The 26438-nt window shown below is 62.5% G+C and carries 16 protein-coding genes; 6 read left to right on the top strand and 10 right to left on the bottom strand.

Annotated elements, in window-relative coordinates:
• Window positions 1-161: 161 nt before the first annotated feature.
• Genes H6678_05175 through H6678_05150 form a run of 6 tightly spaced genes read left to right on the top strand, consistent with a single transcriptional unit; the run spans window position 162 to window position 9231 of the window.
• Window positions 162-1526: a putative DNA binding domain-containing protein gene (locus H6678_05175; protein MCB9473185.1), complete on the top strand. Its 1365-nt coding sequence runs from the start codon at window positions 162-164 to the stop codon at window positions 1524-1526.
• A complete protein-coding gene (locus H6678_05170) occupies window positions 1523-4396 on the top strand; it encodes a DEAD/DEAH box helicase family protein (GenBank protein MCB9473184.1) in 2874 nt (957 codons plus the stop codon). The genes H6678_05175 and H6678_05170 overlap by 4 nt, the downstream gene beginning before the upstream one ends.
• Window positions 4393-5934 (top strand): restriction endonuclease subunit S, encoded by a 1542-nt coding sequence (locus tag H6678_05165; protein ID MCB9473183.1) that lies wholly within the window; start codon window positions 4393-4395, stop codon window positions 5932-5934. The genes H6678_05170 and H6678_05165 overlap by 4 nt, the downstream gene beginning before the upstream one ends.
• Window positions 5931-7070, top strand: coding sequence for an AAA family ATPase (locus H6678_05160; protein MCB9473182.1), 1140 nt, complete (start codon window positions 5931-5933; stop codon window positions 7068-7070). The genes H6678_05165 and H6678_05160 overlap by 4 nt, the downstream gene beginning before the upstream one ends.
• Window positions 7071-7090: 20 nt before the next feature.
• A complete protein-coding gene (locus H6678_05155; GenBank protein ID MCB9473181.1) occupies window positions 7091-7696 on the top strand; it encodes a DUF4276 family protein in 606 nt (201 codons plus the stop codon).
• Window positions 7693-9231, top strand: coding sequence for an SAM-dependent DNA methyltransferase (locus H6678_05150; GenBank protein ID MCB9473180.1), 1539 nt, complete (start codon window positions 7693-7695; stop codon window positions 9229-9231). Before H6678_05155 ends, H6678_05150 begins: the two co-directional genes overlap by 4 nt.
• Before the next feature lie 362 nt (window positions 9232-9593).
• Here H6678_05150 and H6678_05145 read toward each other — a convergent pair whose 3' ends face one another.
• The 10 genes from H6678_05145 to H6678_05100 all read right to left on the bottom strand — a co-directional run bounded on the left by H6678_05145 (window position 9594) and on the right by H6678_05100 (window position 25991).
• Window positions 9594-10985, bottom strand: coding sequence for a sugar transferase (locus tag H6678_05145; GenBank protein ID MCB9473179.1), 1392 nt, complete (start codon window positions 10983-10985; stop codon window positions 9594-9596).
• Between the two features lie 66 nt (window positions 10986-11051).
• Window positions 11052-12671 carry a hypothetical protein gene (locus H6678_05140; protein ID MCB9473178.1) on the bottom strand — a complete coding sequence of 540 codons (1620 nt, stop codon included), beginning with the start codon at window positions 12669-12671 and terminating at the stop codon, window positions 11052-11054.
• Entirely contained in the window at window positions 12629-13627 is a 999-nt protein-coding gene (rfbB, locus tag H6678_05135; GenBank protein ID MCB9473177.1) for a dTDP-glucose 4,6-dehydratase, read from the bottom strand. Before rfbB ends, H6678_05140 begins: the two co-directional genes overlap by 43 nt.
• Window positions 13624-15573 carry a hypothetical protein gene (locus tag H6678_05130; GenBank protein ID MCB9473176.1) on the bottom strand — a complete coding sequence of 650 codons (1950 nt, stop codon included), beginning with the start codon at window positions 15571-15573 and terminating at the stop codon, window positions 13624-13626. The genes rfbB and H6678_05130 overlap by 4 nt, the downstream gene beginning before the upstream one ends.
• Window positions 15573-16421: a hypothetical protein gene (locus tag H6678_05125; protein MCB9473175.1), complete on the bottom strand. Its 849-nt coding sequence runs from the start codon at window positions 16419-16421 to the stop codon at window positions 15573-15575. The genes H6678_05130 and H6678_05125 overlap by 1 nt, the downstream gene beginning before the upstream one ends.
• A complete protein-coding gene (locus H6678_05120; protein ID MCB9473174.1) occupies window positions 16421-17041 on the bottom strand; it encodes a hypothetical protein in 621 nt (206 codons plus the stop codon). Before H6678_05120 ends, H6678_05125 begins: the two co-directional genes overlap by 1 nt.
• Before the next feature lie 22 nt (window positions 17042-17063).
• Window positions 17064-17942, bottom strand: coding sequence for a hypothetical protein (locus H6678_05115; GenBank protein ID MCB9473173.1), 879 nt, complete (start codon window positions 17940-17942; stop codon window positions 17064-17066).
• Window positions 17943-18155: 213 nt separating this feature from the next.
• Window positions 18156-21311: an efflux RND transporter permease subunit gene (locus H6678_05110; protein MCB9473172.1), complete on the bottom strand. Its 3156-nt coding sequence runs from the start codon at window positions 21309-21311 to the stop codon at window positions 18156-18158.
• A complete protein-coding gene (locus tag H6678_05105; GenBank protein ID MCB9473171.1) occupies window positions 21301-24894 on the bottom strand; it encodes an efflux RND transporter permease subunit in 3594 nt (1197 codons plus the stop codon). Before H6678_05105 ends, H6678_05110 begins: the two co-directional genes overlap by 11 nt.
• Window positions 24894-25991, bottom strand: a complete 1098-nt coding sequence (locus tag H6678_05100) for an efflux RND transporter periplasmic adaptor subunit (GenBank protein MCB9473170.1) — start codon at window positions 25989-25991, stop codon at window positions 24894-24896. The genes H6678_05105 and H6678_05100 overlap by 1 nt, the downstream gene beginning before the upstream one ends.
• Window positions 25992-26438: the final 447 nt, after the last annotated feature.

Raw genomic sequence — 26438 nt, 5'->3', positions numbered from 1 at the left:
GATGACCGGCATGGGGACCCCGAGGGCTTGCACCGCACGAGTGCATTTCCCTGCCCCTTGTTATCCCCACGAACCATGATCCAGCAACTATCAATCAGTGCGCGCTGCCAGACTCGGAAGCTTGACTCTGGATGCCGCTTCCGAGTATATTGCCGAGCATCATGGACTTGGTAGAAATTCTGAAATACCCCGAGGGCAAAACGCTCGAGTTCAAGCGTGACCTCTCCTCGCCGGATGCGGTCATGAAGGCGATCGTGGCCTTCGCCAATACGGCAGGTGGCACGCTTCTCATTGGTGTTGAAGACAGAACGCGGCACGTGCGCGGTGTATCTGATCCGCTCGACCTCGAAGAACGTGCCGCGAATCTTATCAGCGACCGGATCATGCCCCGGCTCGTGCCGGAGATCGAGATCATTTCCTGGCGGCGAACGCACGTTCTGGCATTGCAAGTTCATCCGAGTCAGAGTCGCCCCCACTATCTCGCCAAGGAGGGTCCAGTCGGCGGGGTATATGTCCGGGTTGGTTCAACCAACCGCCGTGCTGACGCCGAACTGATCGAGGAAATGCGCCGCTTCGCGAGAGGCGAGGGATTCGACGAACAGCCGATGCCCGGTCTTGACCCGGAAGTGCTCGACTTCCGAGCGGCTTCTGAGTCGTTCGCACCATTCCGCGATCTGGGCCGCCGCGAACTGGAGACTTTGCGCCTAGTGACCCAGTACCAAGGCAGCAAGGTCCCAACCGTGGGCGGCATGCTCCTGTTCGGCAAAGACCGCGAGCGGCACTTCCCGGACGCCTGGATCCAAGCTGGGCGCTTCGCGGGCATAGACAAGACACACATCCTCGATCGCGTCGAGATCCGCTCCATGCCGGTGAGGGCAGTGGAGGAAGCCATTCACTTCGTGGAGAAACATGCCTGGCACGGCGCTGAAATCGGAGCGGTTCGACGCACGGACCGCTGGACCCTGCCACCCGAAGCAGTACGGGAGTCTGTGATCAATGCAGTCGTTCATACGGACTATGCACAACGCGGTGCTCCGATTCGGCTATCAATCTTCGATGACCGTCTTGAGGTCGAGAACCCTGGCCTGCTTCCCTTCGGGCTCACGATCGAGGATCTTCCGCACGGCATTTCCAAGTTGCGCAATCGTGTGATCGGTCGAACATTTCATGCTCTGGGTCTGGTCGAGCAATGGGGCAGTGGCATCCAACGCATGACGGCCACATGTCAGGCTGCCGGGCTTGCGGCACCAATCTTCGAAGAACTTGCCACGCGCTTCCGGGTGACCATCCACACAACCCGAATCGGCCCCCTGGCAATCGACGAAACCGATCAGGCGATTCTCCAGCTCCTTGGCCATGGGAATGGGCAAGCCACCAGTGCAGTGGCCATGTCCATTGGCCTGTCTACAAGAGCCACGCGCACACGTCTGGCCCGTATGGTCGGACGAGGACTTGTGCGCGAGATCGGTACTGGTCCACAGGATCCCCAGCGGCGATACGTCCTGGCAGAGAAAGGGATTGTATGACGCTCACTCCGGAGCAAAAGGCTCGTCGGCAAATCGATTCGGCGCTTTCGGAGGCAGGTTGGCTCGTCCAGAACCGCGCCGATGCAAACCTCGCGGCAGGTCTCGGCGTCGCTGTGCGCGAGTTCAAAATGGCCCCTGGGCATGGCTTCGCTGACTACCTGCTGTTCGTCCAAGGCAAGGCTGTTGGTGTCCTGGAGGCCAAGCCTGCAGGGTTCCCGCTCGTGGGCGTCGAAGTCCAGGCAGACAAGTATGCGACCGGCCTCCCGCCCGTGCTCCATCCGCCGGTCGCCCCACTCCCGTTCCTCTACCTCTCCACTGGCGTTGAAACACGCTTCATCAACCTCCTCGATCCCGACCCGAAGACGCGCGCGATTTCCGCAAACCTGCCGCACATCCATCGGCCCGAGACGATCCTCGAGTGGATCGAGTCTGAGACCCTGGATGCCTGGGTCAAGCGCTTGTACGCCGAGGGTAGCGGCCAGTTCACCGCAGCCGACGATACGCAACCGTCCTCCTTCCGCGGACGCATCACCACGATGCCGCTTCTCGAACGTGGTTTGCTCTACCCGAACCAGATCGAGGCTGTCACCAATCTGGAGCACTCATTCAAGCGCAATTACCCGCGCGCGCTGGTCCAGATGGCCACCGGCTCCGGCAAGACCATCGCAGCGATTGCGGCTGTTTACCGGCTCATAAAGTACGGCGGCGCACGTCGTGTGCTCTTCCTTGTGGACCGCAGCAATCTGGGCGAACAGGCTGAGAAGGAGTTCCAGAGCTACCGTGTCCCCGACACAGGTCGCAAGTTCACCGAGCTGTACAATGTCCAGCGTCTCACCACGAACACGATCATGGATTCGAGCCGAGTCGTGATCTCAACGATCCAGCGCGTCTATTCCATGCTCAAGGGCGAGCCTGAATTCGATCCTGCTCTGGAGGAGGAATCGCATTTCGAGTCGCGTGGCTTGGGCATCAAGGAGCCGCTCCACGTCGTTTACAACGCCACGTACCCACTGGACTACTTCGACATTGTCGTGATCGACGAAGTGCATCGCTCGATCTACACCCTCTGGCGGCAGGTCGTCGAATACTTCGACGCGTTCCTGGTCGGTCTGACCGCAACCCCCAGCAAGCAGACACTTGGATTCTTCAAGAAGAACCTCGTCATGGAGTACAACCACGAGCGCGCTGTCGCGGATGGAGTGAACGTGGACTTCGAGGTCTACAACATCCGTACGAAAATCACCGAGAGCGGTGCGACGGTCGAGGCAACGCCCGGCACAATGCTCGGCTATCGTGACCGGCAGACCCGCGCGTTGCGCTGGGAGTCGCCGGATGAAGACCTCAGCTACGACCCGAATGAGCTGGATCGCCGCGTGGTCGCTCCCGACCAGATCCGCACGATCGTACGCACATTCCGCGACCGACTCCCGTTGGACATCTTCCCCGGTCGCGAGGAAGTCCCGAAGACGCTGGTTTTCGCAAAGGACGACAGCCATGCAGAAGACATAGTCAACGTCATCCGCGACGAATTCGGCCGGGGAAACGCCTTCTGCCAGAAGATCACCTATAAGGTCACTGGAGCGAAACCGCGAGACCTGATCCAGGCGTTCCGCAATCAGTACGAGCCCCGCATCGCCGTCACGGTGGACATGGTAGCCACGGGCACGGACATCAAGCCGGTTGAGATCGTGATGTTCATGCGTGCGGTCAAAAGCCGCGTACTCTTCGAGCAGATGAAAGGTCGCGGTGTGCGCATCATCGACCCGGAAGCCCTGCGTGCGGTCTCCGGTGCGGACGCCAAGGCCAAGACGCACTTCGTGATCGTTGATTGCGTCGGTATGACCGAGACCCAGCTCGCGGACACACAGCCGCTTGATCGCACGCGCTCGATCAGTTTCAATGCGTTGCTGGAACACGTGACGATGGGCGGCACCAATCCCGAGCTGCTCTCGTCCCTCGCAAGCCGCCTCACGCGCCTCTCGAAGCAGTGTGGCCCTCAGGACCACGCACGTGTTGTCGAGGCCTCCGGCGGCCCCCAGTTATCGGACATCTGCCGCGCCATCGTGGACGGACTCGACCCTGACCGGCAGCTTGCTGAGGCACGGCGTGGCTTCAACATTCCCTACGACGATGAGCCGACCGAGACACAGGTGAAGCAGGCCGCCGAGGCGTTGCTCAAACGAGCGACTGAGCCACTCGCCACCAATCCCGCACTGCGTACTCTCCTTCAGGACCTAAAGCGCGAGGTTGAACAAGTGATCGATGAAGTCTCACAGGACGAGCTGCTGGGGGCCGGAGCGAGTGCGGAGGCGAAGGAAAAGGCCAAAGCGCTCGTCGCCGACTTCGAACGCTTCATCGAGAAACACAAGGACGAAATCGACGCGCTTCAGTTCTTCTATGCCCATTCGTACAGCAAGCGACTTTCATTCCAGAACATCAAGGAGCTGGCCGAGGCGATCCAGGCTCCGCCACGGTCGTGGTCGCCCGAAAGGCTTTGGCGTGCATACGAGACCCTCAGCCACGACAAGGTGAGGAGAGCGTCGGGCAAGCGGCTTCTTACCGACATCGTCTCTCTCGTTCGATTCGCTACGCACCAGGACTCTGAGCTGATCCCGTTCGGCGAACACGTGCGCGAACGCTTCGAACTGTGGCTCGCGCTGCAGCGTCAGCAGGGAAGAGCGTTCTTGCCCGAGCAACTCCGTTGGCTGGAGATGATACGGGACCATGTCGCGACCAGCGTGGAAATGACGGTCGATGACTTTGACTACGCTCCATTCGCGGAAGAGGGCGGGCGCGGCAAGGCTTCGATAGTCTTCGGTGACGGGCTCCACGAGATCCTCGCCGAGCTGAATGGAGTACTCGCGGCATGAGTGCAGTCACAAAAGGTGGCTTGTGGGCTGCCACGAAACTGTCCGAGATCGCGCAAGTAGTTCGGGGACGAGCAAGGCCCCAAGACCATCCCGAACTGGAATTCATCGGAATGGATAACGTCGAAGCCCACACGATGCGCTTGCTTGGCACCGTGCCTTCTTCTACGATGAAAAGTGCGTCGATACATTTCTTTCCAGGAGATGTGCTCTATGGACGCTTGCGTCCATACCTGAACAAGGTCCTGACTGCGGAATTCGAAGGTCTCGCGTCAGCGGAGTTCATTCCTTTGACGACACACGAAGGTGTCATCTCGAAGTTTCTCCAATACCGTCTCAACGCCTACGACTTCGTCATTTTTGCCTCGCACCTCGACGCGGGAGACCGCCCCCGTGTCGATTATGACCAGATCGGTGCCTTCGGAATTGACTTGCCCCCAGCGCGTGAACAGCGCCGTATCGTCGAAGCCATCGAGTCCTACTTCACCCGGCTCGACAATGCCGTGGCGACGCTGGAGCGCGTGCAGCGCAACCTGAAACGCTATCGCGCCTCGGTGCTCAAGGCCGCCGTCGAAGGACAGCTGGTATCAACCGAGGCCGAGCTGGCACGCGACGAGGGCCGCGAATATGAACCCGCCTCGGTCCTCCTGGAACGCATCCTCGCCGAGCGCCGCCACCGCTGGGAGGAAGCCGAGCTTGCGAAGATGATGGCCAAGGGCAAAGCTCCGAAGGACAACAAGTGGAAGGCGAAGTACACGGAGCCCGTCGGCCCCACTCTCACTGACCTCCCTGAGCTGCCGGAGGGGTGGTCGTGGGCGAGCGTCGATCAACTCGCGGTTGACACACAGATCGGGCTCGTTCGCAATCGCGCTGCGCAGCGAATCAGCGGGGTGGGCTTCCCGTACATCAAGATGGACCAGATCGACATGGAAGGAACCGTGAGGGTCCAGGGCTCTGTACTGGTAGATGCGTCCGCCGAAGAAGTGGAACGCTTCTCCCTGCTTGACGGTGACATCTTGTTCAACACGCGGAATAGCGTCGAGCTGGTCGGTAAGTGCGGTCAAGTGCGATCTCCTGGACAGAACACTCTCTTCAACAACAACATTCTGCGAATACGAATGGCGAGTGGCGCGTACCCCCCGTTCGTCGCCTATCAGATGTGCTCCTCTCTCTTTCGCGGGCAGATCGACAGAGTGAAGCGAGCAACCACGAGCGTTGCTGCGGTCTATGGCAAGGACCTCTTCCCTCGTGCAATTGCTCTCCCCCCACGGCTGGAGCAAAAGAGGATCGTCGAGACAATAGAGACTGTGTTCTCCACGATTAGCGCAAGCCAACAGATCACCTCCCGGAGTTCGGCGCGCGCTGCGCGCCTTCGCCAGTCCATCCTCAAGTGGGCTTTCGAGGGCCGCCTCGTGGACCAGGACCCAACCGACGAGCCGGCCTCTCGACTCCTCGAACGCATTCTGAAAACACCTCGAGCAAAAAAATCTGGTCGCAGTTCAGAGAGGACTGCAACCCATGAAGAACCGAGCAGCTCATGAACAAGACTTGTCCGCGCATTACACGTGTACGAGTGTCGAACTATCGAAGCGTGGGTCGTGACCAGACTCTCAGCTTGAACACATTCAATGTTCTCGTGGGGCCGAATGGTTCCGGGAAGAGCAATCTGGTTGACACGATCAGCTTCGTACGAGACGCGATGCACATGGGTCTCTCGGGCGCGATGACCGACCGGGGAGGAATTGCTGCCGTACGACGCTGGAGTTCTGGCCGCCCGTACAATGTTTCAATCGCCCTGGACGTTGTACTGGAGGGTGGATCGGGAACATACTCGTTCGAAATCACAGGGGACCGCAAGGAAGAGTATCGAATCAAGACAGAATCGGTCAGCCTTCTTAACGGTACTGAGCACATCGGGTTTTCAGTGACATCCGGAACATGGTCAGGGCCGGAAGGACTGGAGCCTAAAATCAGTGATACAGCGCTTGCACTTCCTACGATCGCTGGTGACGAACGATTTCGGGCACTGTTCGACCTGCTGTCGAATCCTGTGATCTACTCGGTCTTCCCCGATACATTACGGCGTCCTCAGAAGTACAGCCCGGATCGCCCAATGCATCGCCATGGAGACAACTGGGTATCGATTCTGCGCGATCAGGATCCTGAAAGCTGGAAACAGGAGATCGTGGCGGCATTGAAACGTCTCACAGGAGATATTGACAACGTGAAGGTGGCGAAAGCGGCAAGCTATCTTGTGGCCCAGTTCCATCATCTGTCAGACGGAAAGGGCACCTGGTTCGATGCTGCGCAGGAGTCCGACGGCACTCTCAGAGTTGCAGGCATACTGTCTGCCTTGCTGCAGGAGCCACCTCTGACATTGATCGGCGTCGAAGAGCCCGAGTTGACAGTGCATCCTGGGGCATTGCCCCTGCTGATGGACTATCTTCGTCAAGCAAGCCGCCGTAGCCAAGTTCTGATCACGACACACAGCCCTGAACTGCTGAATCATGTGGAGCCACATGAGGTCCGAGTCGTAAAGAAAACAGAAGAAGGCACAATCGTACGTGCCATGGCGAGTGACCAGATGCTGTCTGTACAGGAAGGTCTGCTGGAAATTGGTGAGCTGCTCATGACGGAAGGTTTACGGCAGGAAGAGCTCAAGTTGACACCCCGATGACGAGTACTCACAAGGGGTACATGCTCGTCGAAGGCGAGGGTGAAGTCCATGCGGCAGGAAACCTGATTGCCCGACTTTCGGCGGATCTTGGGTTGCAGCTGCATTGGGCTCCCCCAATCAGATGGCCGAATCTGCATTGTAAGGATGCGGTCGAGCGAGGCGCGAGTTTTATTCGATCGAAGCCGGATGCGGAGTTGTTGCTGATTCTCCGTGACGAGGACGATGGATGCCCCAAGGATCTGGGACCCCGGACCGCGGAATGGGTACGTCAACTGAACCTGCCTTTTCCTGCAGCCGTTGTGTTGCTGAACCCAGAGTACGAGGTGCTTTTTCTGCCTTGTATAGACAAGATTCGAGGAAAGCATCTCGATGGTCGGCCAGGACTTCAGGCGGATGCCGAGTGGGTGGCTGACTCCTTTGAAGCACATCGTGGCGTAAAGGAATGGCTGACGCAGCAATTCCCCAGGAATCGAACCTACAAGCCAACATTGGACCAACTGCCGATGACTCGTATGCTTGACTTCGCGACTCTCAGGTCATCCGGTCTATCATGCTTCGGTACTTTGGAGCGAGCGCTGAGTTTCCTCAACCAGTCTACCGGACAGAATGGAGTCTATCCATCATGAAAGACGCCGCCAACCGAATCGTCCAGAAGCTCTGGTCGTACTGCCACGTCCTGCGCGACGACGGTCTTTCGTATCAGGACTATCTGGAGCAACTGACCTTCCTGCTCTTTCTGAAGATGGCCGACGAGCGTGCGCGTCTCACAAGTGAGGAACAGACCATCCCCGAAGGCTATCGCTGGGCCAACCTCGCCGCACCTCAGATGGAAGGTGTCGAGCTGGAACAGCATTACCGCGAGACACTGCGCGTGCTGGGTCAGCAAGGCGGAATGCTTGGGTTGATCTTCGAGAAGGCGCAGAACAAGATCCAGGACCCTGCCAAGCTGCGCCAGCTTGTGGTGGAACTGATCGGCAAGGAAGACTGGTCTTCGATGTCCGCCGATGTGAAGGGCGACGCCTATGAGGGCTTGCTTGAGCGCAATGCCCAGGACGTGAAGGGCGGCGCGGGCCAGTACTTCACGCCGCGCGCCGTCATCGACGCGATCGTGGACTGCGTGCGTCCGCAACCCGGGGAGGTCGTCGCCGACCCTGCATGCGGCACAGGAGGTTTCCTGCTTGCAGCGCACGAATACATCAAGGGCCACGCCGAGCTGGACCGTGACCAGAAGCGCCACCTGCGCTTCGAGGCTCTGCGCGGCATCGAGTTGGTTCCCAATGTGGCGCGGCTATGCGGGATGAACCTATACCTCCACGGTATTGGCCCCGACGGCACTGCTTCCTCCAGGGGAGGCGAACACGAACCGCCGATCGTGAGCGACGATGCGCTCCGCGACGAGCCCTCGTTTCACGCCGATGTGGTCATCACCAATCCGCCCTTCGGCAAGAAGTCATCGATCACGATCGTGAATGATGAGGGCGATACTGACCGTCAGACGCTCATCTACAACCGGCCGGACTTCTGGACCACGACATCGAACAAGCAACTCAACTTCGTTCAGCATGTGAAGTCGCAGCTCAAGATACATGGCCGCGCCGCCGTTGTCTTGCCCGACAATGTCCTCTTTGAGGGCGGAGCCGGTGAGACAGTGCGCAGAAACCTCTTGAATGAATGTGAAGTGCACACTCTTCTACGGCTTCCTACTGGCATTTTCTACGCTCAAGGTGTGAAAGCCAATGTGCTCTTCTTCGACCGAAAGCCCGGCGCGAAGGAGCCTTGGACGAAGGTTGTCTGGGTGTACGATCTGCGCACCAACAAGCACTTCACGCTCAAGACGAGGCGACTGGCCCGCGCCGACCTCGACGAGTTCGTCGAATGTTACCGCCCCGAGGGTCGAACCCGCCGTGTGGCAACCTGGTCCGAGCAGACTCCCGACGGTCGCTGGAGACCGTTTTCCTACGACGAGATTCTCAATCGCGACAAGGTCAGTCTGGATTTATCCTGGCTCCGCGACGAGAGCCTGGAAGATTCCGCCAGCCTTCCAGATCCACACCTACTCGCGCAGGAAATCGCAGACGACTTGCGGTCAGCCCTCGCGCAGATCGAGGATGTGCTCGGGGACCTCGAACAGAGTGGCGATGTTCGTGAGGCAGAGGAGTGAACATAGTCGCGGGAGTGGTCGAAGTCTAAGCTTCGTACGGCGCACTTTCCAATCCAATTCAATAGTACACGGATGACGCGGGGCGGGTAACTGCGCGTGTAACTCGCAACGACTTCAATTTGTTGTTGTCCACACCACATAATCCGCCCCTGAGGGGCACCCCATGGATAGCCCAAAGCAACGTTTTGGGTGGTCGTTCCCCGATCCGGAATCAACGCCCCGCCGCAATGGAAAACGTAACGGCTTATCGGATGCGACGGAAGCAGCGGTGTGCGATGCAACCACTCGGGGTTGCCATGTCGGCCGCCACATGCTGTGCGCCCCTTTCACGGGAATGACCCCAATGGTGGAGCAGTTGCCCCTCAACGCCCCGAACCGCGCAGGACCGTGCGGATGGTGAACAGGAGGATCTTCAGGTCCAGGGCCAGGCTCATGTTTTCCAGGTAGAAGAGGTCCAGCAGCAGCTTGTCGTCCAGGGCGCGCACGCTCTGGTCGTAGTGCTGCTTGACCTGGGCCCAGCCGGTCAGGCCGGGGCGCACGTTGTGGCGGCGGGCGTAAAGGGGCCAGCGGCGGATGTAGTCTTCCACGAACTCGCGCCGTTCGGGGCGGGGGCCCACCAGCGACATCTGGCCCAGCAGGATGTTCAGGAACTGGGGCCACTCGTCCAGGCGATGGCGGCGCAGCCAGCGGCCGGGGCCGAGCACGCGCGGGTCGTCTTCGGAGGTCAGAGCTGCGACCGCGCTGTCGGGCTGGTCCACCATGGTGCGGAACTTGTACAGGGTGAAGTCGCGATCGCCGCGGCCCGTGCGGCGCTGGCGATGGATCACGGGGCCACCGGGCGAGACGCGCGCCAGCACCAGCGGCCAGATCAGAAAGAGCGGCAGGCCCAGCAGCAGCATCACGCTGGACACGCCCAGATCCAGCAGGCGCTTCAGCAGGAACTGCCAGGGCGCCATCAGGTGCGGGAAGACCTGGATCATGGGCAGGCCCCAGAGATCCGTGGCCTTGTGGCTGCCCAGCACCAGGTCGTAGAGGTCGGGCACGATCTGGACTTCCACTCCCGCCTGGACGCAGTCGCTGATCACCTGGAACAGCACCTCGCGCCCGGGCGAGGTGACCACCACCTCGGTGATGCCCAGCTCGCCCAGCAGGTGCGGCAGTTCGGCCAGCGCGCCCCGCGCGGCGTCCGGGCCGTCGCTGGTCGCGCGTGTGTCACTGGGTGCGCTCAGCCTGCCCATGACCCGGTAGCCCATGCCGGGATGCCGCAGGAACTGGCGGTGCAGTTCGCGTCCCGTGTCGCCATCGCCCACGATCAGGGTCGGGCGCAGGCCCACGCCACGCTCCAGCAGGCGCTTCTGCACCGTGCGGAAGAGCACGCGCCCCAGCCCGGCCCCCAGAAAGACCACTCCCCCGTAGCCCAGCAGCAGCAGCCGCCCCGGCCCCAGGGGCTGGCGCGGGTCGAGGGTGATCACGAAAAGCAGCATCAGCCCCACCAGCACGCTGGCGCCCACCTGCTGAAGGCTCTGGAAGCGGCTGAAGTGGTACAGCCGCCGGTACTGGCCGCGCAGGGCGAAGATCGTGATCCAGAACAGGGTCAGCAGGCCATAGGCCGTCAGCGGCAGGGTGAAGGGTTCGGGGTCGGAGAACAGCCCGGACCGGTAGCGCAGCCACCAGGTGAGAGCAGTGGCCGTGGCGATCGAGACCGCATCCACGCTGAGCAGGAAGAACTTCTCGGTGTCCCAGCGTCTTGTCATGCCCGGCTCCCGGAGAATGGCTCCGGGCGCGGCCGGAGCGCGTGCGCTGCTCGCGGCGTGTCCAGACTAGAAACCTCGCACCACCAGCACGACGGTCAGGATCTGGGTGGCGATGGTCAGCGATTCGCGGAAGACCTCGTAGGCGGTCAGCGGCTCCTCGTAGGGCACGAAGATCACGTCGCCGGGCAGCGGGTGGTAGCCGCGGCGCACGGGCACGAACTGGTCGCTGTCGCGCGAACGCACCCGCAGACGGTTCATCTGGGCGCCCTTGATGCGGCCACCCACCGAGGAGATGTAGTCGGACACGTTCCAGCCATCGCGCTGCACCACGCGGCCCTGGTTGGACAGGGCGCCCACCAGTTCCACATCGTCGCTGCGCCGGGTCACCAGAATGTTGTCGCCGGACTGCAGGCGCAGCTGGTCCATGTCCTGGATCGACTCGTCGTAGAAGATGCTGATGCGCCCGCCCGAACCGGTGACGCGCGTCTTGAGGTAGCTCACTTCGATGGGGTCCAGCCCACTGGCGGCCGCCTCGGCGGAGCGCACATAGGCCAGTTCCGGGTCGTGCTCGCGTTCGCGGTAGATGCGGATGCCGTTCAGGTCGGCTCGTCCGGGATGGGGACGCGCCAGACGCAGGATGTCGCCCAGCGTGGTCACTCCGTTGTCGATGGAGTATCCTCCGGGCAGCAGGACTTCACCGGAGATCGTCACTTCCGCATAGAATTCACGGTTGTCCAGCGCACGGTAATACAGCTTGTCGCCGGGTTGCAGGGCCAGGTTGGCCATCAAGGCGTCCCCGGAAGCGAAGACGAAGCTGCGCGGGTTGCGGCCCAGACTGTCCTGGCGCACCACCTCGAATTGCCCACCCTCGCTGCCGGGCTGCAGGCCGCCCAGAACCTGCACGATGGTTTCGGGTGTGTCACCGGGCACGAAGTCCACTTCCTCGAGAACCTGGCGGAACGGGCCCTCGGTATGCACCAGCGGCCCCTTGTAGGCGAAGATGATCCGGTCCCCGGCTTCCAGCAGAGGGTTGGTGTCCAGAGAGCCGCTGTTCATGAAGCGCTGCAGGTCGGCACGCAGGCTCTGGGTGCCACGCTGGATGCTCACATTGCGCAGGCTGGCTGTCGGTTCCGGTTCGGTGCTGGAATACACTGGAGTCGTGGGTTCGGGAATGTCCAGCGCCACGCTTTCCAGTACCGTGCTGACCCGCGACAGATAGGGCAGGTCAACCTCCCGCCCCGCGAGCACGGCGCCGCCCACGAAGACCCGGATCCGGCGTGGGGCTTCGATCCAGAGCGACAGGCTGTCGGCATCGTAGAGGCGCGCCAGACGGGTATCGTACTCCTCCAGAAAGCCCTGCAGGCTGCGCCCACGGGCGTCGTAGCGTCCCAGACCGGGCAGGGTGAGCCAGCCATCGCTGCCCAGGCTGAGGCTCAGCTGGGTGCGTGCGGAATTGTAGAACAACAGGCCCAGACGGTCACCGGGGCCCAGCATGTAGGTCGCGGGGTCCACGGGAGATTCCAGCGCGAGGCCATCCGGAAGCGCTGCTTTGTTCTCCGCGGGCGCGCCCAGCATGCGTGCCAGCTCGGGACTCAGGCTCGATTGTGCCCAAGCCATTCCGGCCAGCAGAGTCAGCAGCAGGATCACTGTCCCGCGTGTACGCGCAGTCGCAAGGCATCCGCCCATTCCGTGTGCTCCCGATACCAGGTGATGGTCTTCTTCAGGCCGCTGGCGAAATCCACCGCCGGGCTCCAGCCCAGTTCACGGCGGATCTTCGCGGCATCAATGGCGTAGCGCATGTCGTGGCCCGGACGATCCTGCACGAACTGGATCAGGCTCTCGGGCCGGCCCAGTTCCTGCAGGATCAGCTTCACGATGTCGATGTTGCGCCACTCGTTGGCCCCGCCGATGTTGTAGACGGAGCCATTCTCCGCGCGGGTGAAGACTTCCCAGATGGCGTCCACGTGGTCATCCACGTAGAGCCAGTCCCGCACGTTCAGTCCCTGGCCGTAGACGGGCAGACTCTCGCCGCGTTCGGCCTTCCAGATCATCAGGGGAATCAATTTCTCGGGAAACTGCAGCGGGCCGTAGTTGTTGCTGCAGCGTGTGATCACCGCATCCAGCCCGAAGGTGCGGCGCCAGGCTCCCACCAGCAGATCGGCGGACGTCTTCGAGGCGCTGTAGGGGCTGGATGGTTCCAGCGGGGTGTCTTCGCGAAAGAATCCGCCGCTCTCGCCCAGATCGCCGTAGACTTCGTCGGTCCCGATCTGGTGAAAGCGCAGCGAGCCTCCGCGGCGGGCATTCTCGTGACGCACGGCATCCAGCAGGGTACGCACGCCCAGAATGTTGGTGCGCAGGAACAGTTCGGGGTCCTTGAGGCTGCGGTCCACGTGGCTCTCGGCGGCGAAGTTGATCACGCCATCCACCCGTGGCATCAGCGTGCGCAGCAGAGCCTCGTCCAGAATGTCGCCATGCACGAACTCGTGGCGCGGATTGCCTTCCAGACTGGCCAGACTCTCCCGGCAGCCCGCGTAGGTCAGCGCGTCCAGATTGATCACGGAGAGCCCGGGCTGCCGTTCAAGCTGCCGCAGGATGAAGTTGGCCCCGATGAATCCGGCACCACCCGTGACCAGCACTCTCATCGACGGTTCTCGGTTTCAGGGTTCAGCCGGGCATGGATCACGAGCGCCACCACAAGAACCAGCAGGCAGATGCCCGCGACCTTTGGAAAGAGCAGCATGTCCTGCATGCGCCCAATGGCCAGACTGATGCGCCCCATGACCGTGTAACCGAAGCTGGCACCAAAGCTCATCATCAGAAATGCGATGCCGATCTTCGAAACCACGCCCATGCCGCCTTCCTGCTTCTTGCTGAAGAAGAAGTAGAACACGCCCGTGCACACCCCCACCAGCACCAGCAGGTTGGAAAGGATATCCAGCAGAATACGCAGGCGCAGGGAATCGGCCGGGTCACGCAGGTCCTGTCCCAGCAGACCGGCAACGCTCTGGCTCAGGCGTCCGAAGGTGGTGGCGCTGCCGTCGTCCAGACCGGCCACGATGGGTGCCACGCCCTGCGGGTTCGCCCTGAAGGCCTGCAATTCTTCTTCGTTGAAATCGGTCAGCAACTCCGCGCTGCAGTAGGCCAGCACGCCTTCGACCAGTTCGGTGTGGCGCTGCTGGTCCGCTTCCAGCACCAGGGTGTTCACCCAGTGTGACAACACGCCCGCACGCACGGCCTCGCGACGCTCCGGGGGCAGCTGGAACTCGCCCAGCAGCAGTCCGTCCAGCGCATCAAGACGCAGTTTCAGTTCCTGGACCAGGCTCTTCATTCCTCCTGCAGCGGACAGGCGGTCTTCCAGATCACGAATCTGTGCAGGGGTCCATTCACTCAAGTGGTCGGCACGCGGGTTCACCCCGCCCAGCAGGGAATCGACAAGTGACACGGTCTGGGAATTCTCCCAGTTGACCACGGTGCCGGCGGCGATGCCTTCCTGCTTGAACAGCTGGATCAGCGAAGGTCGCCCCGAAGGCCGACTGAGCACCTCCGCTCCCCGAGCGGCGGCATCCCCGGGCAACCCCATGTCGCTCAACAGCATGGCCAGCTTCTTTTCGCCACGCAGGTTTTCCTGCGAGATGCGGAACATCAAGCCAAGTCGGCGATCCTGCCAGGGCAGCAGTTCCAGATGGTCCAGTCCGGCCACAGGCCAGCCGCGGGACAGGCTGTCGGGGGACGCGGCCAGGCTGGCCACCGCACTGTCACTCACATCGGTACGCCCCTCGGCCAGCAGGCGCGCCCGGGCCAGAGCCCTGCGCGGTGATTCACCGCCGGCGGCCGCGCAGAGACGCTCTTCCACGCTTTCGGCTTCCAGGAGCAACTGGTCCAGTTTCAGGGGCAAACGCAGGAAGACTTCCCGGGGGCGGGTGCGGAAGAGCTCGCTGTCGCGCATGTCTCCCATCAGGCTTTCCACCAGCCAGGCCGCGTACTCGTTGCCGATCTCTTCGCCGTACCAGGTTTGCATGTACTGGCGCAGTTCTTTCTCACGGGCGTCGAGTTCAGCGGCGGGCAGCATCGGAGTGTCGTGGATCATGGCCACGACCACGGGCCGACCACTGAAATCCTTCATGGTGGCCTGCAACTGGGGAATCAGGCTGCCCTGGGTGGCCTGGATCACCTGGATGCCTGCGAAGGCCCCGATCACGTAGGCCAGCGGCCAGCGGCTGACCCAGTTGAGGCGCTGGCTGATCTTGAACAGCATCATCACGCCCAGCAGCAGGAAGACCAGATACAGCCCGTGGGCGTAATGCACCTGATCCCCGAAGGTCGGCTGATAATCGATGAACTCGGAGGGCGACAGCTCGCCCGCTTCGAACATGCGCTGCTTGAGCACGGAGAGCGGTATCCAGAGCCGGTCAACCAGGTTGGGCTTGAGCACCTGAAACCAGACCAGTGCCACCCCGTAGCCCGCGCTGATGCCCACGAACACGTGTTCGCCGAACTTGTAGAAAGGGTTGTCCTGGTACAGGAAGCTGAAGATCATCAGGGTGGACGCGCAGACCAGCAGCGCCCCCAGCATGTCCAGGGTGAACATCAGCGACCTCCCCGCTTGCGCGTGCCGAAGTAGGCCACGTTGCCCAGGATGATGAACAGAATGATCAGCAGGTGGCCCGCGCTCTGCGCGTCCATGCCGCGGGTGGCGGATCCGCCCTTGACGCCCACCAGAGTCTCGTAGTCGGCGCTGCCCTTCATGCCGCCGGCCAGCCCGATCAGCTGCCCGCTCTCGTAGTACGGAATGTTGTCGGGGGCCATCACGGCCGTGCACGAGGCGACCATCTTCAGGCCGAAGCGCCCCTGGGCCGTCTCGACCCATTCCTTGGTGCCGGGGCTGCCGCCGGACACATTGACGAAGAGGTCGAAGTCTCCCAGACGGCGCAGCTGCTGCATCAGCGGAACCTGGCCAATGGGCGTGCCACCGTAGGTGTTGGGGAAGGTCGAGTGAATGTTCTCGCCCATGGACAGCATCACCAGCTGGCGCCCATCCTTGTAGCCCAGATTGGTGTAGTTCAGATCACGCACGGGCGGGTCGGCCGCGATCTCGGGAAGCTCCAGCGCCTTCTGGATGGCCTGCTCCACCAGTGGCGGGGCGGCCGGCCAGAGACAGCTCACCACCACGTTCAGCTTCTTGCGGAAGAGGTGCTGGAACAGGGCTTCGGTGAAGGGCTGCAGCTCGGGCTTGGAGCCGGGATCGTAATCGCAGGACACGATCACGTTGTCGCCCTCGTTGAGCTGCTCGATGGCGTCGTAGATGTTCACCACCGCCTGGTCCGTGGTGAAGGGCAGCCCGATGGGCATCAGCAGCGGGCCCAGGATGCAGAGCCCCATCAGCAGAAAGATCCAGCGGCGATCGATGGCCAGAAAGCGATTCAGCAACTGCAGCATCAGTTGTCTCCTCCGAGATAACTGCGCTCAAGGCCCAGGATCACCCGCAGTCCGGTGGAGATGGCTCCCAGGGCTGCGCCGATCAGGATGGCGCGCTTGCCCGCCAGGTTGGGAAAGTTCATGATCCAGTCGGAAATGTCCGGGAAAGCCCCCCAGATGCGCTCGCCCATCGGGATGCGCCCCATCATCACGAAAGCGGCACACACCAGCAGCAGGGTCGCTTCCATGCTGCGTGCGCGGAAGGCGCGGAAGGCGGCGCTGGCGATGTAGAAGGCCAGCAGGCTGAACATGGTGGCCTGCAGGGGCACGTACAGTTTGAGATACATCCAGTCGAAGGGCGTGCCCGCGGTGACTCCCTTCCAGAATCCCAGAAACACCATCAGGAACAGGCTGGAGAGCAGGGCCACCTTGTGCACCACGTCCTCGCCCCGGCGGATCTTGTGGATGTTGACGTGCAGCAGGCTGTACAGGCCCAGGATGTAGGTGAAGGACATGATGATGATGCCGCCGTTGTTCAGCGTCTCACGGCTCTCCCTCACCCAGTCCATGGTGGCGAAGTTCTCGAAGATCATCCACGCTCCCAGCAGGAAGGTGATGAGCAGGGGAATTTCCTTTTTCATGCGCAGAACTCCGTGTGAGGCATCAGATCTGGAACCAGTCGATGAAGTGGGCGGGCCTGAAATCCGTTCCGCGCAGGCCGAGGGAGTCCATCGTGACCAGCACGGACCCCAGCACCATCAGCACGATGCAGATCACCTTGAACCAGTCGGTGGCCTTGAGGTTGGACAGCAGTTTTGGATCACGGCTGAGGTAGGCCGAGGCCGCGAAGAGTTCCTCGCCGATCAGGGTGTAGTCGCAGGCCGCGATGAAGAAGGGCAGCTGTGTCACTTCCGCGGTGCCGGCCACCTGGATCGCCTTGGCCTGGAAACCGGTCTCGGAGAGGATCAGCGATTCGGCGAAGAAGCGCCCCAGGAACAGGTTGGCCGCGGGACGCTCGCGCATCATGATGCCGTTGACTCCGGCGGTGAAGGCGAACTGCTCGTCGGAAATGAAGCTGATGTTCTCGGGGCGATGATCTTCGGGCAGGCCCGCGTTGTAAAAGCCCTGGCGCACCATTTCCTCGGCCACGCTCATCACGAAGGGCACGCGGCAGGGCACGTAGATCTGGCTCTTGTAGCGCGCCGTGGTCTCGGCCACCTTGCCCAGGATCAGCATCGAGGCGATGGTCTGGATGTCCTGCATGTCCTCGATGCCGGGCACATACAACAGTGGGCGTCCCATCTCGGTGCAGCGGCCGATGGCTTCCTCGATGGCGTCGATGCCCGCGATGCGCCGTACGAAGAGGCTCTCGGGATGGCGCCGGATGCGGTCGAAGAACCAGAACAGCAGTGCCGCCATCATCAGAATGAAGAGCAGCACGGTCACGTGTCCCGGACTGAAGTTGAATGCGCTTTGCCCCGCATCGGTCGGGGCCGCCCACACTCCTGCCACCGGAAGCAGCAAGGTCAGCAGCAAGCTCATGGTGTGATATCCGATCGCTGGATAGGGCCGGGCGAAGAGAACGGAATTCTGTGCGGCCAGTTGACTGAAGGGTCCAAAATAAGGCAATGCCCCAGTCAAACCAAAGCCTGCGCGGCCCGTGGGCCGGATGCCACGCGGGTCGCGCAGGATGGCCCGGGCACTGGCAACGCCAGATTCCCAGCAGCCCCGGGGGTGTCCACAGCCGGAATGTCGTCAGGAACCGGCAGCCGTCGAATCGGCCATGGATTCACGGGGGACCTTGGCCGAACCCAGCCGGACCTGAAGGTACAGCCGCCTGAAGAACAGGCCCATGTCGTCGATCAGGGTGTACACCAGAGGAATCACGACCAGGGTGGAAAGAGTCGAGACCAGCAGCCCGCCCATCATCGCACGTCCCATGGGGGCATAGGGCAGCCCGATCAGTGCCGCATTGCCCACCGCCATGGGAATCAGGCCGCAGACCGTGGTGGCCGCGGTCATCATCACCGGGCGGAAACGTTGCTCGGTGGCCATCAGCAGTGCCCGGTGGCGTTCGATGCCCTGATGGCGCAGGCGCACCACGCGATCGATCAGCACGATGGCGTTGTTGACCACGATGCCCACCAGAATCACCATGCCGATGCCCGCCATCAGGTCAAAGCTGGACCCCGTGATCAGCAGCGCCCATTGCGCTCCCCAGATCGCAAAGGGGATGGATGCCAGAATGGTCAGCGGCAGCATGAAGCTCTCGAAGAGCACCCCCATCAGCAGGAACACAAAACAGAGCGCCAGGATCATCGCCAGTTGCTGGCTGTTCTGCTGCTCCTGCAGCCGGTCGGCAAAGCGCCCGAAGGACCAGTCGTAACCCGGCGGGAAGTTCATGCCCTCCATGATCGAGCGGATCGATTGGGTGAGCGCATCGTTGTCCTTGGAATCGGTGGCGATCTTGATCCGCATGAAGCTCTTGCCCTGGCTGCGGCGGATGGTGCCCATGGCCGTGCGGTGCTCCACGTCCATCAATTCGCCCATGGGTACCTGGCGCCCGTTCAAGGAACCCACGGTCAGGTTCTTGAGCTTGCTCAGCTGGTCGCGGTCGCCCTCCTCCAGCCGGACCACGGCATCCAGTTCACGGCCTCCCTGGCGGAGGTCGGGCAATTGTGCTCCCGAGAGGGCGTAGCGTACGGTGCCGGCCAGGGCCGAGGCGCTCACGCCCGAGCGGTCCATGGCCTGACGGTCGGTCACCAGGCGCAGTTCCTGGTCGCCCTGATCCACGTCCAGCTCGGTGGACACGATCTGCGGCAGTCCCTCCATCCGGCGCCGGGCTTCCTCGGCCAGGCTGCGCAGCATGTTGGTGTCCTGCCCGTTGATCGAGAGCGTGATCGCATTCTCGTCCTGCCCGTCGTTGCCCCAGCCGATGTTCATTTCCACCCCGGGCACCGTGGGCAGGTTCTTCTTCACGTCCTCGATCACTTCTTCCCGGTTGAGCGTCCCGCGCTTGTACAGGCCAACGGTTTCCAGCAGCGAGTAAGCGGCGTGTCCGTACCAGCTGCGCTGCACGTCGCTGTTCAGGAAGACCTCGATGTTGCCCCAGGTATTGCTGTGGCGCGCGGTCACGGTCTTGATGTTGTAATGCTCGCGCTGCTCCTCGAATCGCGCTTCCAGGCGCTTGAAGAGGGCATCCGCGTCCTCGAAACTGTAGGACACGGGCATCTGCACGTTCAGTTCGAAATTGTTCACGTTGCCGTCGCCCTCGCCCGACGAGGGCACCAGCTTCTGGGGAATCGCGATGAGCGCGAAGATCAGCAGCAGCACCAGCCCCGTGTCGAAGCGGTGACGCAGACAGCGATCCAGCAGGGCCACCACCTTGCGGTTGCTCCACGAGATCAGTCGGCTTTCCTTGATTTCGTGAAACAGGCGGGCGCGGCTGACCAGCTGAGGCAGAAAGAGCAGTGCCACCAGCAGCGAGGCCAGCAGCGAACTGACCACCGGCATGCCGATGCGGGTCATGTAGAACGAGAACCCCGCGTTGTTGCTGATCAGCATCAGGGGCAGAAAGACCACCACGGTGGTCAGGGTGGCCACCGTGACCGCCAGGCTGACCTCGGCGGCCCCCTCGATGGACGCCGTGGCCGGATCACTGGAATGTTCTCGCTGGCTCTGGATGGATTCCATCACCACGATCGCGTTGTCCACCACCATGCCCACACTGAGCATCAGCCCCATCATGGTGATGATGTTCAGACTCCAGCCGGCGAAATAGATCACCATCACGGTCACGAAAATGCTGAAGGGAATCGCGGCCGTGATCAGAAAGGTCATCCGCCAGCGCCGCATGAAGAAGAAGATCACCAGGGTGGAAAAGATGCCGCCCCAGATCGCGCTCTCCTTCAGGTTGTCAATGCTCTCGCGGATGAAGTCGCCCTGGCTGAAGAGCTTGCTGACCTTGAGCCCTTCAAGGCGCGGGTCCTTCATGGCCTTGTTCAGCAGCGCGTCCACATCGCGACAGATGTGCTCGGTATTGGCCGTGGATTCCTTGGCCACCGAAAGCATCAGGCCCTGGTTGCCGTCCACACGCATGGTCCAGGTCTTCTCGGGGGCGTCGATGTGCACGTGGGCCACATCGCGCAGGCGCAGGCCGTCCTGACGCAGGGGAATGTCGGCCACCTCCTCCACCGTGCGCCAGATCGCGTCGCTGCGCACGGTAAGACGACGGCTGCCTTCGGTGATCTCGCCATTGCCCAGGGCGAAGTTCTCCTGCTGGAGACGCATCACCACCTCGCGTGCCCCGATGCGATGCCGTCCCAGGCTTTCCAAATCCAGGTCGATCAGCAGTTCCTGGGCGTCGCCGCCCCAGAAATCCACCTTGGCCACTCCGTCGATCTGTTCAAGCGGTTTGCGAAGCAGCTCATCGGCCAGCCAGTGGGCTTCGCTGAGCTCCATTTCGGTGGACACGCCCATGAAGAAGATGCTCTCCCCCATGCCCATCCGCCGCAGCCGGACCTTCTCGATGTCCAGGTCCACCTCGATCAGGGCCCGGTCCAGGCGATCCCGCAACTGGTTCCAGGCCAGATCGGTATTCACTCCGTTGCGCAGCTGGATGAAGAACCAGACACCGTGGCTCTGGCTGTAGGATTCCAGGTACTCGATGCCCGCGACCGTGCGCAACTGCTCCTCGAAGGGCCGTGCGATCAGTTCCTCGATCTCCTCGGGCGTGGAATTGGGATAGGGCACCCAGAAGCCCATCCAGGGTGACTTGAACCCACTGGGCATCATTTCCAGTGGCACACGCTGGAGGGCCACCATGCCCGTGACCAGCATCGCGATGAAGATCATCAGCACGGTGATCGGTCGGCGCAGGGACAGTTCGGGCAGCAGGCGATCAAGTTTCATGGGGTACTCCCCCGGGCACGGAGTCCGCGCGTGTGGGCAGCTCGACTTCCACCAGGGCACCGCGGTGTTCCAGCAGACTGTAGAGCGATGGCACCACGAACAGAGTCAGCAGGGTGCTGGTCGTCAGTCCCACGATCACGGTGATCGCCAGCGGCGCGCGCATCTCCGAGGCATCACCGGCACCCAGGGCCATGGGGATCAGACCCAGGACGGTGGTGCCCGTGGTCATCATGATCGGGCGCAAACGCAGCGAGCCGGCCTGGATCACGGCGCTGCCCAGCTCCATGCCTCTTGAGCGCAGCAGGTTGATGGTATCCACCAGAATGATCGCGTTGTTGACCACGATGCCCACCAGCAGGATCGCCCCCAGGAAGACCACCACCGAGATGGGCACGTTCATCATCCAGAGGGCGCCGATCACGCCGATGAAGGCGAAGGGCACCGAGAACAGGATCACCAGCGGATGCAACAGGCTCTCGAACTGGCTGGCCATGACCACATAGACCAGGAAGATCGCCAGCAGCAGCGCGCCATACAGACTGTTCAGGCTGCGCTGCATTTCCTGGCTCTGCCCCACCACCTGCACGCGTGTGCCATCGGGCAGGGGCAGGCGGGACAGCCGCGACTCGAGCTCGACCAGGGTGGTGCCCAGGTCCCGGTCACGCAGGTTGGCCCGGATCACGGCGCTGCGTTCCTGGTCTTCGCGGCGGATCTCGCTGGGGCCTTCGGCCATTTCCACATCGGCCACCGCCGAGAGCGGGATCGCCACGGGCTGACCGGGATTGATCACCAGTGAGCGCACGGCGTCGGCACCCTCCAGATCGCCCTCGCGCAGTTTCACGCGGACATCCACACGGCGGTCCAGATCACGGAACTCGGTGTCCACATCGCCCAGGATCTTGCCGCGCACCAGTTCGGCCACGGTCTTGAGATTCAGGCCCAGACGGTTGAGCGCCTCGCGCTGGTAGGTGATGCGCAGTTCGGGGTTGCCGGGACGCAGGCTGGTGTTCAGGTCCACCAGGCCATCCATGTGCGCCAGTTCTTCCATCACCATGCGGTTGCCCGTGTTGAGATCGTGCAGGTCGTAGCCCAGCAACTGCACCTCGATGGGAGTCTTGAAACTGAAGAGCACGGGATAGGTGATGCGGCTGTCCATCTCGGGCTGGGTGGCCAGGAAGGGGCGCAGTCGGCCCAGCACGGCCTGCTCGCTGGCGGCAGGATCGCGTGATTCATTGAGGCGCACGGTGATGCGCGCGATGTGTCCCCCGGTCTCGCGGTCCATGGAAGCGCGCTCGTCACCACCGGTGACCGTGGCCAGACTGGCCACCTCGGGTTGCCCATGGAGGAAATGTTCCACGCGGCCCGCCAGGTCGGCGCTGCGTTCGATGGGTGTGCCCACCGGCCAGCTCAGGTCCACATGGAATTCGCCCTGATGCACGGTGGGCATCAGTTCCGTGCCCACGCGAGGCAGAATGAAGACCACGCAGACCACGAACAGAGCCAGCACCGATCCGATCAGTTCGATCCGGTGGCGCAGGGCCGCTGCCAGCGCGCGTGGATAGAAGTCCGCCAGGCGTGCGAAGGGGCCGCGGCCGGATCCTTCGAGGCGCCGTCCCAGCCATTCGGTGAGACGCAACAGGCCACGCCCCAGCAGGCTTGCCAGATAGAAGACCAGAAAGAGCGCTCCACCCACGAGGCGCAGGACCAGCTCCACCAGGAACAGCACCACGGCACGCGCCAGCAGGAGCAGCAGCACGACGGGAAATGCCACCAGCCGCAGCCAGCGGAATCGCCCATGGGTGAAGGCCTTTGATGTACTCCAGAATCCGCGCAGCAGAGTCCAGCCCGCAAGCGGAGTCAGCAACCAGGCACGATGGAAGGGGCCGCTCCAGCGTCCGCGTCCGGATTCGGCGTCCGCCGAGGGCTGCAGGGCGGCCAGCATGGGAATGAAGGTCAGCGCCAGCAGCAGCGAAGCACTGAGCGAGTACACGACCACGCGCGCCAGATCGCCGAAGATCTGCCCGGCGATGCCCTGAACGAAGACCATCGGCAGGAACACAGCCACGGTCGTCAGGGTGGATGCGAACACAGCCCCGCCCACTTCGCTGGTGCCACGGATGGCCGCTTCGACCACGCTGTCGCCTTCCTCTCGACAACGGAAGATCGACTCGAGCACCACGATGGCGTTGTCCACCAGCATGCCGATGCCCAGCGCAAGCCCGCCCAGGGACATGATGTTCAATGACAGCCCGGCCAGTTGCACCGGCCCGAAGGCGGCGATCACGGAGAAGGGAATCGTGAGCGCCACGATGAAGGTGGTGTACGCGCTGCGCAGGAAAATGAAGAGCACGATCACCGCCAGCAATCCGCCCATGATGGCCGTGCTGCGCAATTCGTTGATGCTGCCCTGGATGAAGCGGCTCTGGTCGGCCAGCAGGTGGGTCTGGATGCCTTGCTCGCCCAGCCGGGCGCTCAGCCACCAGGAACGCTCATCTCCTCCGCCACCGCCGGGGCCGAAGCGGCGACCGCCGGGGCCACCCTTCGCGGCGGGCTTGTCCGTGCTGGCGGCCAGCGCCATGCTGTCCTGGCGGGCGGCCAGGCTGTCCACGGGAGCCGCCGGTTCGCGCGTGGGGCCGAAGAGTGCCAGGCGCACCGTGTTGGCCACCTGCACGATGTTGGCGTCGGCTTCCTTCTGGATCTCGATTTCCACCGAAGGCAGGCCGTCGACGCGGGTGAGCACGTCGGGATCACGGCTGCCGCGGTATACGCGCCCGATGTCGCCCAGGCGTACCCAGGTGTCCGGTCCGGCCTGGATGCGGGTCTCGGCGATCTCCTGCACGCTCTGGTACTCGCTGAGCACGCGCACGATGTACTCGGTGCGCCCTTCCTTGAGATTGCCTCCGGCCAGATTGACATTCTCCGACGCCAGCTGACGGCTGATGGTCTGAAGGTTCAGTCCGCGCAGCGAGATCGCCTGCTCGTCCAGTTCCACGCGGATCTCTTCCTCGAGCCCGCCCTTGACCTTCACGGCAGCCACTCCGCGCACTTTTTCGAGCTCGCGCTTGACCACGTCCTCGGCCAGCTGGCGCAATTCGTCCAGCGGCATCCGTTCCGAGGTGAAGCCGATGCGGATCATCGGATCCAGCGAGGGATCGTAGCGCAGGATCAGCGGCCGCGCCACCTCGACCGGCAACCAGACATTGTCCAGCTTCTCGCGCACTTCCTGGATCGCCAGGTCCATGTTGGTGTCCCAGGCGAACTCGATGCTGAGCTGGCTCTGCCCGGCGCGACTGAGACTGCTCATGCTGACCATGTTGCCGGTCACGGAGAGCGCCTGCTCGAGAGGGCGTGTCACATACTGTTCCACTTCCTCGGGTGCGGCTCCCTCGAACTCGCTGTGCAGGGTCACGCTGGGGTAGGAGATGTCGGGCATCAGGGTCAGCGGCAGGCGGTTGAAGGAGATCAGGCCGAAGACCAGCACGGCCATCACGACCATCGACACGGCCACCGGGCGCTGGACCACGAAGCGGAAGAAACCGCCGTCTCCGCGGTGACTGGCGCGCTCGCGTCGGGCGGCGGCCATCAGTTGTCCTCCCCGGTCACCACGCGCACGCCCATCCGGTCCTTCAGGCTGTTCTGGCCCACCACCACAAGGGTGTCTCCGGCGCTGACACCCGCCAGCACCTCGATGCGGTCCTCATCCTCGAATCCCTTCTCCAGAAGACGTCGGCGGGCCTTGCCCTCTTCAATGACATACACGATCAGGCGGTTGCGGTCGTAGACGATGGAGCGCTTGGGAATCAGTACCGCCTGCTCGCGGGTGCCCGTGACGATCGCGAAGCTGGCGAACATGCCGCTGCGCAAACGGTGATTGGCATCGGGAATGGCCACCGTCACTTCCACCGTTCCGCTGGCCGGATCGACCACCGGGGAGATCCGCTTGATCCAGCCCTTGACCTCGTTGTCGCTGGACTGCAGGATCACCTGGACCTCCTGGCGCACGGCGATGCGGTCCAGTTCTTTCTCCGGCAGGTTGAGCACGGCAATCAGCTCGCGATCGTCCAGCAGTTTGAAGAGGGGTGTCGACCCCTGGATCCAGGCACCCACGCCCACATGGCGCTCGGCCACGATGCCGCTGATCGGAGCCTGCACGCGCGTGCGTGTCACCGCCAGTTCGGCGGTGTCGCGTCCCAGGCGCGCACTCTCAAGGCGGTAGCGCGCCTCGTCCAGTTCCTGGGAACTGACCAGTTTCTGGCGCGAGAGGTCTTCCAGCCGAGCAAAATCCTGCTCCGCCTTGTTCAGGTCGTTGGCCGCGCGCTGGGCTTCCAGCAGGATTTCCGCATCCTCGAGCACCATCAGAGTGTCGCCCGCGCGCACCCGGTCGCCGGCTTCCACGCGCAACTGGGCCACGTGGCCGCTGACCAGCGAATAGACCTCGACGATGTCTTCGGTGGTCACGGTACCATCCAGGTGGATGTAATCGCTGATGGGGCCACGGTCGACCATGGAGATTTCCACGGGAACGAGGCGGGCCAGTGTGCTGTCGACGGCCGTGCTGTCGGATTCAGTCTTGCCACCCTTGTCCATATGAGCGTCCACGGTGCAGGACACGGTGGCCGAAAGCAGCACGAGGGGCAGCAGCAGGGCGGCCAGGCTGCGCCGCACGGAAGACTTGTACATCAGATGGACTCCTGGTCTGGGGAAGGACGGATGGTACATGAGGCGCGGCTGAACGCGCCATCGGGACGAACTCGACTGCCCATTGACCGGTCAACGGGCATCGGGTTTCATGGCTCCCCGGATCGAATGTGGATCTGCCTGCTGGAGTACGTGTGTGAAGCCGGAGAGTGATGAGTCGGCCCCAATGTACCACGGGCCATTGATTGTCCTGCCCGCCAGCGGCCCCGGTCTGTCTGAAAAAATTAACCCTTGCTTCATGCGACCCGCTCGACGGACCTTCTCTATCCCGATTCTTACACGGTTCCGTACTCACCTCACCACGACATTCTCCAAAAACACTCCCAACTATTTGATTTCATTTGTGTTGCGACACTGATCGAAGAGTTGGCACGACCATTGCAATTCTTCTTCCCGAGTTCAGGTTACTGGAACGGGGGCCCGGCCAGG

Source organism: Candidatus Delongbacteria bacterium, from assembly GCA_020634015.1.
Lineage (GTDB): Bacteria > CAIWAD01 > CAIWAD01 > CAIWAD01 > CAIWAD01 > JACKCN01.
This window is presented reverse-complemented; position numbering and strand designations above follow the sequence as displayed.

Coding starts and splice junctions, on each gene's coding strand:
- H6678_05175 (MCB9473185.1), top strand. CDS start 162: ATGGACTTGGTAGAAATTCTGAAATACCCCGAGGGCAAAACGCTCGAG.
- H6678_05170 (MCB9473184.1), top strand. CDS start 1,523: ATGACGCTCACTCCGGAGCAAAAGGCTCGTCGGCAAATCGATTCGGCG.
- H6678_05165 (MCB9473183.1), top strand. CDS start 4,393: ATGAGTGCAGTCACAAAAGGTGGCTTGTGGGCTGCCACGAAACTGTCC.
- H6678_05160 (MCB9473182.1), top strand. CDS start 5,931: ATGAACAAGACTTGTCCGCGCATTACACGTGTACGAGTGTCGAACTAT.
- H6678_05155 (MCB9473181.1), top strand. CDS start 7,091: ATGCTCGTCGAAGGCGAGGGTGAAGTCCATGCGGCAGGAAACCTGATT.
- H6678_05150 (MCB9473180.1), top strand. CDS start 7,693: ATGAAAGACGCCGCCAACCGAATCGTCCAGAAGCTCTGGTCGTACTGC.
- H6678_05145 (MCB9473179.1), bottom strand. CDS start 10,985: ATGACAAGACGCTGGGACACCGAGAAGTTCTTCCTGCTCAGCGTGGAT.
- H6678_05140 (MCB9473178.1), bottom strand. CDS start 12,671: ATGGGCGGATGCCTTGCGACTGCGCGTACACGCGGGACAGTGATCCTG.
- rfbB (MCB9473177.1), bottom strand. CDS start 13,627: ATGAGAGTGCTGGTCACGGGTGGTGCCGGATTCATCGGGGCCAACTTC.
- H6678_05130 (MCB9473176.1), bottom strand. CDS start 15,573: ATGTTCACCCTGGACATGCTGGGGGCGCTGCTGGTCTGCGCGTCCACC.
- H6678_05125 (MCB9473175.1), bottom strand. CDS start 16,421: ATGCTGCAGTTGCTGAATCGCTTTCTGGCCATCGATCGCCGCTGGATC.
- H6678_05120 (MCB9473174.1), bottom strand. CDS start 17,041: ATGAAAAAGGAAATTCCCCTGCTCATCACCTTCCTGCTGGGAGCGTGG.
- H6678_05115 (MCB9473173.1), bottom strand. CDS start 17,942: ATGAGCTTGCTGCTGACCTTGCTGCTTCCGGTGGCAGGAGTGTGGGCG.
- H6678_05110 (MCB9473172.1), bottom strand. CDS start 21,311: ATGAAACTTGATCGCCTGCTGCCCGAACTGTCCCTGCGCCGACCGATC.
- H6678_05105 (MCB9473171.1), bottom strand. CDS start 24,894: ATGGCCGCCGCCCGACGCGAGCGCGCCAGTCACCGCGGAGACGGCGGT.
- H6678_05100 (MCB9473170.1), bottom strand. CDS start 25,991: ATGTACAAGTCTTCCGTGCGGCGCAGCCTGGCCGCCCTGCTGCTGCCC.